This is a genomic window from Enterococcus sp. AZ188, assembly GCF_050544075.1.
Classification (GTDB): domain Bacteria; phylum Bacillota; class Bacilli; order Lactobacillales; family Enterococcaceae; genus Enterococcus_D; species Enterococcus_D entomosocium.
Window position 1 is genome coordinate 989,957 of the sequence record NZ_CP172943.1, and the last position, 12,061, is coordinate 1,002,017.

General features: G+C 42.2%; 13 protein-coding genes. 7 read left to right on the forward strand and 6 right to left on the reverse strand.

Going from position 1 to position 12,061, the window contains the following annotated elements:
* The first annotated feature begins 82 nt into the window (after window positions 1-82).
* Window positions 83-610 (forward strand): type II toxin-antitoxin system Phd/YefM family antitoxin, encoded by a 528-nt coding sequence (locus tag IGI86_RS04525; RefSeq protein ID WP_005237249.1) that lies wholly within the window; start codon window positions 83-85, stop codon window positions 608-610.
* Window positions 611-770: 160 nt separating this feature from the next.
* Here the strand turns inward: IGI86_RS04525 and IGI86_RS04530 are convergent, their stop codons facing one another.
* Complete coding sequence (locus IGI86_RS04530; protein WP_061053872.1) at window positions 771-1,490, reverse strand: DUF2087 domain-containing protein; 720 nt, start codon at window positions 1,488-1,490, stop codon at window positions 771-773.
* Between the two features lie 177 nt (window positions 1,491-1,667).
* On the opposite strand from IGI86_RS04530, the gene IGI86_RS04535 reads away from it, so the two are divergent.
* Both IGI86_RS04535 and IGI86_RS04540 read left to right on the forward strand, forming a co-directional pair.
* Window positions 1,668-2,837, forward strand: a complete 1,170-nt coding sequence (locus IGI86_RS04535; RefSeq protein ID WP_430617771.1) for a pyridoxal phosphate-dependent aminotransferase — start codon at window positions 1,668-1,670, stop codon at window positions 2,835-2,837.
* Window positions 2,838-3,023: 186 nt separating this feature from the next.
* Window positions 3,024-3,932: a phosphate ABC transporter substrate-binding protein PstS family protein gene (locus IGI86_RS04540; protein WP_086332128.1), complete on the forward strand. Its 909-nt coding sequence runs from the start codon at window positions 3,024-3,026 to the stop codon at window positions 3,930-3,932.
* 166 nt (window positions 3,933-4,098) lie between these two features.
* Here the strand turns inward: IGI86_RS04540 and pnpS are convergent, their stop codons facing one another.
* Window positions 4,099-5,829 carry a two-component system histidine kinase PnpS gene (gene pnpS / locus IGI86_RS04545; protein WP_016613838.1) on the reverse strand — a complete coding sequence of 577 codons (1,731 nt, stop codon included), beginning with the start codon at window positions 5,827-5,829 and terminating at the stop codon, window positions 4,099-4,101.
* The gene (locus tag IGI86_RS04550) at window positions 5,829-6,533 is read right to left on the reverse strand and encodes a response regulator transcription factor (protein WP_005237242.1); all 705 of its coding nucleotides are present in this window, start codon (window positions 6,531-6,533) and stop codon (window positions 5,829-5,831) included. The genes pnpS and IGI86_RS04550 overlap by 1 nt, the downstream gene beginning before the upstream one ends.
* A gap of 150 nt (window positions 6,534-6,683) precedes the next feature.
* Here IGI86_RS04550 and IGI86_RS04555 point away from each other — a divergent pair, with 150 nt between their 5' ends.
* The 4 genes from IGI86_RS04555 (at window position 6,684) to IGI86_RS04570 (ending at window position 9,517) form a co-directional block, all read left to right on the forward strand.
* Entirely contained in the window at window positions 6,684-7,157 is a 474-nt protein-coding gene (locus IGI86_RS04555; RefSeq protein WP_005237241.1) for a DUF523 domain-containing protein, read from the forward strand.
* Window positions 7,147-7,485 (forward strand): putative DNA-binding protein, encoded by a 339-nt coding sequence (locus IGI86_RS04560; RefSeq protein WP_005228897.1) that lies wholly within the window; start codon window positions 7,147-7,149, stop codon window positions 7,483-7,485. The genes IGI86_RS04555 and IGI86_RS04560 overlap by 11 nt, the downstream gene beginning before the upstream one ends.
* A gap of 14 nt (window positions 7,486-7,499) precedes the next feature.
* A complete protein-coding gene (gene ffh / locus IGI86_RS04565) occupies window positions 7,500-8,918 on the forward strand; it encodes a signal recognition particle protein (protein WP_194188543.1) in 1,419 nt (472 codons plus the stop codon).
* 398 nt (window positions 8,919-9,316) lie between these two features.
* Window positions 9,317-9,517, forward strand: coding sequence for a CsbD family protein (locus IGI86_RS04570; RefSeq protein ID WP_430617772.1), 201 nt, complete (start codon window positions 9,317-9,319; stop codon window positions 9,515-9,517).
* 46 nt (window positions 9,518-9,563) lie between these two features.
* On the opposite strand, the gene IGI86_RS04575 is transcribed toward IGI86_RS04570, so the two are convergent.
* The 3 genes from IGI86_RS04575 to IGI86_RS04585 are packed head-to-tail and all read right to left on the reverse strand — an operon-like array spanning window position 9,564 to window position 12,001.
* Window positions 9,564-10,724, reverse strand: coding sequence for an ABC transporter permease (locus IGI86_RS04575; protein WP_005237239.1), 1,161 nt, complete (start codon window positions 10,722-10,724; stop codon window positions 9,564-9,566).
* A 12-nt stretch (window positions 10,725-10,736) separates the two neighbouring features.
* Window positions 10,737-11,618 (reverse strand): ABC transporter ATP-binding protein, encoded by an 882-nt coding sequence (locus IGI86_RS04580; RefSeq protein ID WP_005237238.1) that lies wholly within the window; start codon window positions 11,616-11,618, stop codon window positions 10,737-10,739.
* The gene (locus tag IGI86_RS04585) at window positions 11,615-12,001 is read right to left on the reverse strand and encodes a GntR family transcriptional regulator (RefSeq protein ID WP_034872477.1); all 387 of its coding nucleotides are present in this window, start codon (window positions 11,999-12,001) and stop codon (window positions 11,615-11,617) included. The genes IGI86_RS04580 and IGI86_RS04585 overlap by 4 nt, the downstream gene beginning before the upstream one ends.
* Between the last annotated feature and the right edge of the window lie 60 nt (window positions 12,002-12,061).

Here is a 12,061-nt window from a genome sequence, read left to right on the forward strand (position 1 = left end):
CCTAGGAGCAGTGAAATACCTCTATAATCTGCTTCTGGATTTATGCTATAATGTGTTCGTTGAGACAAGGAGGACGTTGATTATGGAACTGAAGAAGTTGGATGTTCCCACTACTTCAATTACTGAAGTAAAAAAATCTCCGATGGATGTATTTAATCAAGCGCGAGAAGCAGGAACAGCAGTATATGTATTCAATCGTGAAAAAGTGGCGGGGGTCATGTTGACACAAGAGCAGTACGAAACGTTATTGCAGGAATTAGATTATTTGCGTCAGCGACCGCTGATGGAAGAAGAGCCTGAACAGCCGCCAGTGGCAGGGCTAGAAGAATTCTTACAAATCATGCGGCAAGCACTGATCACCGGTGCCAGCATCTCGGCAAAAAATTTAGATGAGCGGATGGTGGCGTTAGGCTTCATCACTCGTAAAACAGGTTTTGGCGGTGTCGTCGACATGGTGAACGAATTGAAAGAAACAGGTAAGATTGTTTATCAGTTGCGCAAAAAACAAGACGGCAAATCAGTGACTGCTGAAGTCATTGGGGAACAAGACAATCAAACGCAATTATTTGATAAATTAATCATCAAAAAAATCTTTCTAAAAGAAAAATAAACGCTGGAACTTGTCCCAGCGTTTCAGACAGTAGACAAAGTACGGGTGTTTTCGTACTTTGTCTTTTTTTGTAAAAAACTGGAGCTTGTTAACTTTTCAAAACTGTGAAAGATACTGTCCATCCAACCAACAAAAATTCCATCCAACTACAGACTGGGTTTTAAGTCAGCCAGTAAGTTTTTCCGTCTTTCGTCCGTTGCATAAATCCATACTCGATCAAATATCGTCGGACAGTGACATAATCGGTGATCGCTTGTTTTAATACATCGTTTACGGCAGCTTCTGAATAATTTTTCTTCGGATCAAATTTTTGTGCCAGCACACTTAAGACAACGATCTTGCGCTTTTCTTTGCTCGGAAACTGTTTGATAAACCCCGCTTCATCAAAATAAGTAGCAATGATCTTTTCTCTTTCACTAGCCGTAATGGCATAGCGATCATCAAGCATCGTCGCCCCTTTGTGAGGCGGCAGCAACGGGGTTTCTTGCAACAAGGACATGATACTTATAAAAACAGTCGCTTGTCGCTGCTTTTCTTTTAGCTTAAAGCGATGATTCCTGACAGTCGAAGAAGAGATACCTAAGCGCTGGGCAATCACAGTATCGCTAACATCTTGGGCAAACAGTTGTAAAATCTCCTGCTGGCTTTCTGATAAGCCTGTTTGTTCTTTGGGTAAAGCCAATAATGCGGATAAAACGGTTCCGTGATGCTCAGTGATATGTTGTATCATTCGTTTTTTTGCCGTAAAAAAGGCGCCATCAACGGGATAGATTTCTTCTTTGTCGAAGGTCTCCTGACAAAATACGCAACAATAATCCGTTGTTGTTTCGACATATCCTTGCTGATAATCAGAAATGGTAAACTCTTGATAAGGTTTCATTTTGGGTTCTCCTTTTTTGTTTGATTATATACTAACATAAAATGTTTTTGTTTGTAAATAAGCAAACGGAATTGTGGTTATTAGATTAATTTCATCCGTTGCTTAAAATTGTCGCCTTTTTGTGTTAGGATTAACAACAATAGCGAATGAATTTGCTTAATTCAAAGGAGTGATACTATGGCAGACGTAAGCCAACGCTTCAATCACGAAGTGTACAATATAGCTGTTTCATTGATTCGTAAATTTGATGAACGGGTTTCTTCAATTCCTGATATTTTAAAGTTAACGTTAGGCGAGCCGGATTTTAACACACCAGAGCACGTGAAAAAATCGGGTGTCCAAGCAATCGAACAAAATTTTAGCCACTATTCTGGAATGGCCGGCTTAGCAGATGTTCGGCAAGCAGCCAGCCTCTTTTTGAAAAATAAATATCAGCTTGATTACGACTTTCAATCAGAAGTATTAGTGACGATCGGTGCAACGGAAGCAATCTCAGCTTCTTTATTAGCCACGTTGGAACCTGGCGATAAAGTTCTCCTACCGGCACCAATTTATCCAGGCTATAAACCAGTCATCCATTTAGCCCATGCCCAACCGATCTATCTTGATACGACGGACAATGACTTTGTTTTAGCGCCAGAAGTTTTGGAAGCAGCCTTAAAAGAGCATGGGGAGCAAGTCAAGGCAGTCATTTTGAATTATCCTAGCAATCCAACAGGGGTCGTTTATACCCGAGAACAAGTCAAAGCATTGGCGGAGGTTTTAGAAAAATACCCCGTTTTTGTTATTAGCGATGAAATTTATAGTGAGTTGACTTATGATGAAACCCATGTGTCCATTGCCGAATACTTGCGGGATCAAACGATCGTGATCAATGGCTTGTCGAAATCTCACGCGATGACTGGGTGGCGCGTCGGCTTCATTTTTGCACCAAAAGCGTTGACTGCTCAGATCATTAAGGTCCACCAATACTTAGTGACTGCGGCATCAACGATTTCTCAAAAAGCAGCTGTGCGGGCATTGATCGAAGGCATCAATGATGCAGAAGTCATGAAAGCCGATTACCGTGAACGTCGAGATTACTTGTTTGAAAAGATGACTGCCCTTGGTTTTGACATGGCGAAGCCCTCTGGTGCATTCTACATTTTTGCCAAAATACCAGCAGGTTTCAACCAAGATTCCATGGCTTTTTGTGTCGACTTAGCGGAAAAGAATCAATTAGCAATCATCCCGGGTATCGCCTTTGGTCCCGAAGCAGAAGGCTATGTTCGTTTAAGCTATGCGGCAAGTATGGAAAACTTGGTGGAAGCGATGGATCGCTTGACACGCTATATGCAAAGCAATTGATTCTACAGACATTTCTTTCGTTTTTAGATAAAGCAAGCCCCCTCTGATGGATTCAGCGGGGGCTTTTTGGGCAATCGACAAACTTTACAAAAGATTTACATCGCTTTATCGATTCTTTACATGAAATCCATCAAGGGTTTACACCGCCTTGCTAAACTAAGCATATAACGAAAGGAGATTTACTAAATGAAAAAATTGGGACTTTTATTTTTTGCAACTGGATTATTATTAGCTGGCTGTGGGAGCGGTGGTACAAGCACTGATAGCAGTCAAGCATCAGGCGGATCTTCATCAGGTGCCGCATCAAATGAAAATGTAGAAATTTTAGCGGTAGGCTCAACTGCTTTGCAACCCTTGGTTGAAGCAGCAGGTGAAAGCTTCTCAGCGGACAATCCCAATTATACAATTACTGTTCAAGGTGGCGGTAGCGGAACTGGCTTAAGTCAAGTAGAAACAGGCGCTGTGACGATCGGCAATTCCGATGTTTTTGCGGATGAAAAAGATGGTGTGGACGCCAGCAAATTAGTTGACCATAAAGTAGCCGTAGTTGGTATGGCACCAGTAGTGAATAAAGACGCAGGCGTTACGGATCTTAGCCAACAAGATTTAATCGATATCTTTACAGGCAAAGTGAAGAATTGGTCTGAACTCGGTGGAGCAGATCAAGAAATCTCTGTAATCAACCGTGCGTCAGGCAGCGGTACGAGAGCGACCTTTGAAAAATGGGGCTTAGATGGTGCAGAGACGATCCAAACACAAGAGCAAGATTCTTCTGGAACAGTCCGTAAAATCGTTGCTGAAACACCAGGAGCAATCAGCTACCTTGCTTTATCTTATTTAGATGATTCAATCCAAGCGCTATCTCTTGATGGGGTAGAAGCGACCCCTGAAAATATTGCAGATAACAAATGGCCAATCTGGTCTTACGAGCATATGTACACGAATGGTGAACCAGATGCTAACGTCAAAGCCTTTCTTGATTACATCATGACAGACGATGTCCAACAAGGAATCGTTATCGAATTAGGATACTTGCCAATCACTGATATGAAAGTAGAACGCAGTGTAGACGGCGAAGTAACGAATGTTGAATAGTGAAATGAATGGACGAAGAAGGAGGAATCTCCTTCTTTTTTTGTTTAAACAATCAAGAAGATACTATCGGATGGCACTTCATCTAGTGGGGAATACCAACTAAAAATGATTACAAAAACAGCCGATAACCTTTATTCACCTGTTATCGGCTGTTTTTTATCAATAATCATCTTTTTTCATGAAGCGGCAAAGTCACCGTAAAGGTAGAACCAATTTTAGGGAAACTGTCAACCTTGATGCTGCCGCCTAATAATTTGGTATAGTCTTTGACGATAGCCAGCCCAAGTCCAGTGCCGCCAGAATTGCGAGCACGGGCTTTGTCCACCCGATAAAACCGCTCAAAAATCCGTTCTTGATCTTCTTCATCGATGCCGATGCCTTGATCCTGCACTTGAAAAAGCAGCTGGTCATCTTGCTCGGAATAGGATAATGTGATGACACCTCCAGGTTTTGAATAGGTGACCGCATTTTCAACTAGATTTTTTACGATGGGCTGCAGCAGCTCTTTTTTGGTAGATAAAATGAATTGTTCGGGTCCTTCAAATTGAAAGGTCAATTGCTTCTTAACAGCTGCGGGACCATAGGTTTGAACGACTTGTTGCAGCAGCTCAGAAAAGTTGATCGGTTGGTCGACATACTGGAAAGAATCACTGTCTTGAGACAATTGGATGATATCTTGTATTAGATTTTTCAAGCGATAAGCATCTTTTTGAATGATCTCTAAGAAGGTCTGCAACGTTTCAGGGTCTTCTTTGGCGCCATCCAGCAGTGTTTCAGTAAACCCAATCAAGGAAGTTACCGGCGTTTTTAATTCATGGGAAACATTGCCGACAAAATCTTTTTGCATCTTTTCTAATTGTCGGATGCGTGTCAAGTCATAAGAAATACCAATCAACTGGTTTTCTTGGAAGCTTCGCAAGGTAACATCTAAGACTTTTGAACGTTCCCCGCTAAGGGTGGTTTCCGCATGGAAAATAGGGGTCTCGTCATTAAATTGATAGATCAACTGGATCAATTGTGTGTCATGGATCACTTCAGTAAAAGGTTGCGGTAAGATCGGTGCGGTTTCCATCCCTAGCTGTTCTTGCATCGTCGGATTCAACAGCAGCAGTTGATTTTCTTCATTGATGATAAAGACACCGATCATCAGTTCACTGAGCAAGCCGTACAGTTGCTGTTCAGAAGCCGCATAGGCACGATAGGTCTGGCTCATTTGCTCGCTCAGCTGATTGATCAGTTGATACAACTCATCATGTTCAGGGGTTTCTTGCATAATGATTGCTTGTTGATCGGGCGAGGTGATCATTTTTTTTACGACGGGCAGAATCGTTTGGATCGGCCGATTTCGCTGGCGCAAGGTATGGAAAATCAATAGGCTGATCAAAAAGCAAAAAACAAGATAGACAATCAAGATCGACTGCTTGATTCCTTCATTTTTTGCAAAAAAAGCCGCGGTCGGTTCGGCGATTCGCAAGATTTGAGTCAAGTTTCCATCCTCTTTGACAGGAATCGCCACGTAAAGCAATTCTTCATGCAAGGTGTCGCTTTCCCGCAGCGATTGACCGACGGAGCTTCCGCGCAAAACGGCTTGGACTTCTGGACGATTGGAGCGGTTTTCATGCAGTGTATGATCATAGGTATCGAAAATGATCTGACCTTGGTCATCTAACAAAGTGATGCGACTATTGCTATCTTCAACATAGGTATCCGCAAACTGTTCTAAGGCGGCGGTTTGATTATCTGATAGATTCAAAAATACGGTGGCTTTCTCTTGGAGAAAAGCCACTTGCTGGGCAATGACTTGCTGACGGTAAAAACTGCTTAGAACTTGCCAGCACAGGAAAAAAATCAGCAATAGACCGATCGACCATAAACCATAGCCATAGCGTTTTTTCATTAGACTGGCTCCTGAAATTTATACCCGAATCCCCGAACCGTTACTAAGTATTCCGGCCGTTTTGGATCAGCTTCCAATTTTTCTCTTAAATGACTGATGTGAACATCCACGATTCGACTTTGTCCATCAAAGTCGAAGTTCCAAATGCGATTGAGCAAGGTATCGCGATCGATTACGCGGCCTTTTCGTTTCATAAAGTAAACTAGCAGCTCGAATTCTTTTGGCGTTAGGAAGATTTTCTCACCATCCACACTGACTTGGAAATTCGTCAGGTCTGCTTGGATCCCACCGACTTGCAGAATCTCTGCAGGTTGATCTTCTTCTCGTGTTTGTTGACGGGGTTCTAAACGACGGAAGATGGCTTTCATTCTAGCTAATACCTCTCTAGGACTGAAAGGCTTCGTCAAATAGTCATCGGCGCCGATCTCTAAGCCTAAGATCCGATCGATTGGATCATCTTTTGCGGTCAAGACGAGGATCGGGGTCTCGATTTTTTCTTGACGCAATTTCTTCGTGATCTCGATGCCGTCCATATTCGGCAGCATGACATCTAAGATGATAAAGTCAAAAGGCTTAGACAAGGCTAATTCGTAGGCTTTTTGACCATCTGAGGCGGAAACGACTTGATAGCCCTCTTTTTCTAGATTAAAGGTTAAAAGTGTGACGATGGAAGGTTCATCATCGACAACGAGTATTTTTTTCATGGCAAACTCCTTTAGCTTCTTTTTTTCAAGAAACGATTAAATTTCAACGAACAAGTCCTATTTTAGCATGAATAGACAATTGGTACTATTGCAACCACTAAATAAATGCTATAATAAAGGACGATTTCATAGGAAAGCTGAGGGTGCTATATGATCGGAATCAGTGCGTGTCTAGGCGGTGTACTTTGCCGTTATGATGGAAAACACCAAGCAGTGCCACCATTGATCGAACTGGTAAGAGCAGGTCAAGCAATGATGGTTTGTCCAGAAGTTCTTGGCGGCTTGCCGATCCCACGGGAACCGGCCGAAATCGTTGGTGGCGATGGGGTGGACGTTTGGGCGCAACGAGCGAAGGTCGTCACCATCTCAGGGGAAGACGTGACCGAACAGTTTACTACCGGCGCGAAAATTGCTTATCAAAAATTACAAGAGCAAGGCATCACCCAACTGATCCTAAAAGAGAAAAGTCCCTCTTGTGGCAGTCAGATGATTTATGATGGCAATTTTTCTGGAATCAAAAGAAGAGGGATCGGTGTCGCTTGTGCGTATTTTCGACAACAAGGCATGACTGTTTTGTCCGATGTCGAATGGCTTGCAAAACAGGAGGAAGCAAATGGAAATTGAAAAGACCAATCGCATGAATGCGTTGTTTGAGTTTTATTCCACGTTATTGACGGAAAAACAGATGAATTACATGGAATTGTATTACGCAGATGATTTTTCTCTAGGAGAAATCGCTGAAGAGTATCAAGTTAGCCGTCAAGCAGTCTATGACAACATCAAACGCACCGAACGTATTTTAGAAGACTATGAAAAAAAACTACATATGTTTTCGGATTATATCATGCGGGAAGACTTGCTGGATCAGCTAAGCGAGTATACGAAAACCCACTATCCAAAAGACGAAACCTTACAGGGGTTTATTCAACAGCTCCAAGAAATTGAAGAATAAAGGAATGAAAAAAAATGGCATTTGAAAGTTTAACTGAACGCCTCCAACAGGCAATGAGCAAACTGCGCAGAAAAGGAAAAGTATCTGAAGCAGATGTAAAAGAAATGATGCGTGAGATTCGTCTAGCTTTATTAGAAGCCGACGTCAATCTGCAAGTTGTAAAAGAGTTTACCAAAAATGTCCGTGAACGGGCAGTGGGGGTAGAAGTATTAGAAAGCCTATCTCCAGCGCAACAAATCGTTAAGATCGTTGATGAAGAATTAACCAAAACATTAGGATCAGAAACAGTTGGGATCGAAAAATCACCGAAGATCCCAACGATCATCATGATGGCTGGTTTGCAAGGGGCAGGGAAAACCACCTTTGCTGGGAAATTAGCCAACCATTTGATCAAAACCGAAAACGCACGTCCATTAATGATCGCTGGTGATGTGTACCGACCAGCTGCGATCGACCAGTTGAAAGTATTAGGGCAGCAATTGGATGTACCTGTTTTTGATATGGGAACTGATGTCAGTCCAGTTGAAATCGTCCGCCAAGGATTGACTTTGGCTCGGGAAAAGAAAAATGACTACGTTTTGATCGATACGGCGGGTCGTTTGCATATCGACGAAAACTTGATGGAAGAGCTAAAACAAATCAAGGACTTGGCACAGCCAAATGAAATTTTACTGGTAGTGGATGCGATGACAGGACAAGATGCTGTCAACGTGGCGGAAAGCTTCAATCAACAATTGGGGATCACAGGGGTAGTCATCACCAAACTAGATGGCGATACACGTGGCGGTGCGGCATTGTCAATTCGTCAAGTTACAGGCGCTCCAATCAAGTTCACTGGTACCGGTGAAAAATTGACCGACCTTGAAGTATTCCATCCAGATCGGATGTCTAGTCGGATTCTCGGTATGGGTGATATGCTGACTTTGATCGAAAAAGCACAGCAAGATTACGACGAGAAAAAAGCAGAAGAACTTGCTCAAAAAATGAAGGAAAACTCCTTCGACTTCAATGACTTTGTTGAACAGATCGATCAAGTCATGGGCATGGGCCCCATTGAAGATCTTTTGAAAATGATTCCGGGAATGAGCCAAATGCCTGGCATCGAGAACGTCAAAGTTGATCCAAAACAAATTGCCCGTCAAAAAGCCATGGTTTATTCCATGACACCAGCAGAACGTGAAAATCCTGATTTGTTAAATCCAAGCCGTCGTCGCCGGATTGCCGCCGGTTCTGGCAACAGTGTCGTCGAAGTCAACCGCATGATCAAACAATTTAAAGAATCCCGCAAAATGATGCAGCAAATGAGCAAAGGGAATATGAACATTCCTGGCATGGATCAAATGTTTGGCGGCGGTGTCAAAGGGAAACTTGGAAAAATGGCCATGAATCGTATGGTCAAAAAACAAAAGAAGAAAAAGAAAAAACGCAAATAATCGTTTAACACTGATAGGAACTAAGAACCGAACCTTCTCTTAGGGTACAATTAAAAAAAACATGACCTGAAAAGACACCAAATCGAGAATCTGTACCTCCTGATTCTAGCAGCTGCAGCTCCTCAGATTGCCTTCTTTCAGGTCATGGTTTTTTTATGTTCACAGTGTCCTCTTTAAATGAACTCCTTCAAAGTACATCAAATAGAACATCTAAAGAACATCCCTTTTTATAGAGAAAGCCAGCTTTCTACTGAATATCCTAAATCGTCCAAGAGTCAAAAATAGCGAAGAACTATCGTTGCGGACAACTCAAAGGATAAGATAGAAGCAGAACATTCGTGCTTTCTGGCAAATGATGCTACTATTAATTTATAGCAAGTATGAAAGGAGTTTTTACGATGACAAACAAGGATCGCATTGAAGGAAAAGTAACCGAAACAAAAGGGAAACTTACAGGAGATGACTCCGAGGAGTTAAAAGGGAAAACCCAAAATAAATATGGGAAAGTCAAAGATAAGGTTGAAGATTTTGCGGATGATGTTTCTCGCAAAGTAAATGACTTCTTTGACAAAAAAGACGACGACAAACCTAAACATTAAACATAAAAGCGTCCCGGCAACAATTTCTTGTTGTAGGGACGCTTTTTTAAATATTGCTGACCTGTTTGTTTTTTCGTTTGTACCACCAATTCATCAGTGCTTTAGGATAGACAAGCAATAAACTGATGAATAAGCAAGCAACCAGCAACAAGCCAAGCCGAAGGATGATGTTCCAAAGACTGACATCATACCCCTCATAGAGATCACGGTAAAAAATTTCTAGCGGGTAATAAGAAATCATGGATAGATAGAACCAGGTTCCCAAAGAAAGCAGCCAATAAACCGGGGCGCGCAATTTAGGGATCGTTAAATAATCACCGTCATTTTCTAAAGAAATTTTCGAGAACACTTTTTCGGCAGCAAGAATCAGCAAGCCGCTCAAACCGAGGTAAAGGAGCAGTAGCCACCAAGGATAGACATATCCTTGCGGCCAATCGATCCACGTTTGAAAAGGAAGCAGAAAATCCCCATGACCAAGAAATACAAAACTAAAAAACTCGCGGGTACATTGGAAAAAGCTATACCCCATTGTTCCTAGAGAAAGAGTGAAGAACACCGACAGCACGCCAGTAAACAGATTCCCCAGTAAAACGCCCAACAAGATGCCGACAGCAAATACGAGTAGATTCGTTGCCAAAGTACTAAGGGCGGAAAGCAGCACGTCTTGAAGCGGCACAGCGAGATAGCGAGCCGGGATCATTGTGTATTCGATCAGGATATGACCTAACAGGCCCAACACTAAACAAGCGGTCAAGGGTAAGCCGATAAAAAGCAGTTTCTTGCGAAAGACGTGCTTTCTGCTAAAGGGTAAAGCAAATAAAAAGCGATTGAAATTGGTGCGGCCATCGACAAAAAAGGACAAAAAGCCCCAAATAAACAGGAAGACAATCACAAATTGATTCATGGTGGTCATATACGGGCGATTGTAATAAAAATCATCTGAGTACTCTTTGTTGATTGTCAATACCGCATCGCGGTACTCTGCTGCCGAATCAAAGTAAACCGGGGTTTCACCGTTGTAGCTTTTGACATAGTATTCTCGATTTTCGTTAAAATCTTTGATAAATTCCTCAGATGCCAAATAACGTTCTTGCTGGTGCCAAGAATTTTGTGATTGCCAGCCAGCACTAAGATACATGAAGAGCACGACAAAACAAAAACCGATCAACAGCTTACCGTAGCGTTCTTTAAATATATTGCTTAACATCGTTTTCCACCTCTATCCTTCCACCAATGCTTCTTGTCGTAAATTTGCTTCAAACAGATCTTCCAAAGTCAAAGGTAATTCTTCGAAAACCAAAGGATCAAGTTGCTGGATCTCAGCCGCCAGCTCCTCTGTGTAATTGTCAAACAAAGCAGTCAAGACTCGACCTTGTTTTTGAATCAGCTTGGAGTGCTGCTTGATAAGGGGAGGAATCTGTTTGCTGCGAAAGACGAGTTGGAGTTTGCGAGATTGTTCGCGAATCGTTTCCAAACGGTAGTCTCCTTCAATCGTTTTCCCTTTGATCAACAAGGCACGATCAATAATATGTTCTAATTCATTTAGATTATGAGAAGCGATTAAGGCGGTACGATTCGACTCGCTGAGGCTTTCCAGCAATAATCCAATCACTTTTTTACGGACGATCACATCAAGCCCATCAAAAGGTTCGTCTAACAGTAAGAACGTCGCATTTGAGGCGATCGCAAGAATCATTTTATAAAGACCTTGCATACCTTTTGACATCCGTCGGTAGGAAAGCGTCAGAGGAAGACCGTGACTTTGCATCAATTCTAAGTAAAGATTCTGATCGAAATTTGGATAAGCAAGCCGATAAAATTGATTGAGCTTTTTCAAAGAGTAGGCCGAAAGAAAGTTTTCTTTTTCATCAATATAAAAAAGTTGTTCTTTTAATTGCGGATGCTGATCCAGGCGTTGGTTATCGATGGAAATCTCCCCATCATCTAGTAAATAATGCCCAGCAATCGTCCGAAACAACGTGGTTTTCCCAGAACCATTGCGGCCGATTAATCCTACGAGCTCTCCTTTTTCCAAAGAGAAGTTCACGTTTTCTAAGACAATTGTTTGTTCCATTTTCTTGGTCACATGCTCGATCTTCACTGTGGATCGCCTCCTAACTCTTGTTCAAAGCCATTCATCCAATCGCTCAGCTCACGCATGCTGATCTGTAAATGGCGTGCTTCGATCACCAATTCTTTCAAACGTTCTTTCACTTGTAAGATCCGAATCTCATCGCGTGGCAGATCCTCAGTAACTTTCACAAAGGTGCCTTTTCCTTTGATGGTGACAAGTACTTGCTCATTTTCCAATACTTTGTAGGCTTTGCTGACGGTATTTGGATTCATCAACAGGCGCTTGGCCATTTCACGAACCGAAGGTACTTGGTCTCCGGCGATTAGAACACCGTTCAGAATATCTTCTTTGATACTTAAAACCAATTGCTCATAGTAAGGTTTGCTGCTGGCTTTGTTAATGCGAACCACAAAATCAGCTCCTTTCATTTATGTGTACTAGTATACGTAGTACACTGGTGGAAGTAAAGT

What these genes read in the sequence shown, in the direction of transcription:
- IGI86_RS04525 (WP_005237249.1), top strand. Translation starts at nt 83, where the DNA reads ATGGAACTGAAGAAGTTGGATGTTCCCACTACTTCAATTACTGAAGTA.
- IGI86_RS04530 (WP_061053872.1), bottom strand. Translation starts at nt 1,490, where the DNA reads ATGAAACCTTATCAAGAGTTTACCATTTCTGATTATCAGCAAGGATAT.
- IGI86_RS04535 (WP_430617771.1), top strand. Translation starts at nt 1,668, where the DNA reads ATGGCAGACGTAAGCCAACGCTTCAATCACGAAGTGTACAATATAGCT.
- IGI86_RS04540 (WP_086332128.1), top strand. Translation starts at nt 3,024, where the DNA reads ATGAAAAAATTGGGACTTTTATTTTTTGCAACTGGATTATTATTAGCT.
- pnpS (WP_016613838.1), bottom strand. Translation starts at nt 5,829, where the DNA reads ATGAAAAAACGCTATGGCTATGGTTTATGGTCGATCGGTCTATTGCTG.
- IGI86_RS04550 (WP_005237242.1), bottom strand. Translation starts at nt 6,533, where the DNA reads ATGAAAAAAATACTCGTTGTCGATGATGAACCTTCCATCGTCACACTT.
- IGI86_RS04555 (WP_005237241.1), top strand. Translation starts at nt 6,684, where the DNA reads ATGATCGGAATCAGTGCGTGTCTAGGCGGTGTACTTTGCCGTTATGAT.
- IGI86_RS04560 (WP_005228897.1), top strand. Translation starts at nt 7,147, where the DNA reads ATGGAAATTGAAAAGACCAATCGCATGAATGCGTTGTTTGAGTTTTAT.
- ffh (WP_194188543.1), top strand. Translation starts at nt 7,500, where the DNA reads ATGGCATTTGAAAGTTTAACTGAACGCCTCCAACAGGCAATGAGCAAA.
- IGI86_RS04570 (WP_430617772.1), top strand. Translation starts at nt 9,317, where the DNA reads ATGACAAACAAGGATCGCATTGAAGGAAAAGTAACCGAAACAAAAGGG.
- IGI86_RS04575 (WP_005237239.1), bottom strand. Translation starts at nt 10,724, where the DNA reads ATGTTAAGCAATATATTTAAAGAACGCTACGGTAAGCTGTTGATCGGT.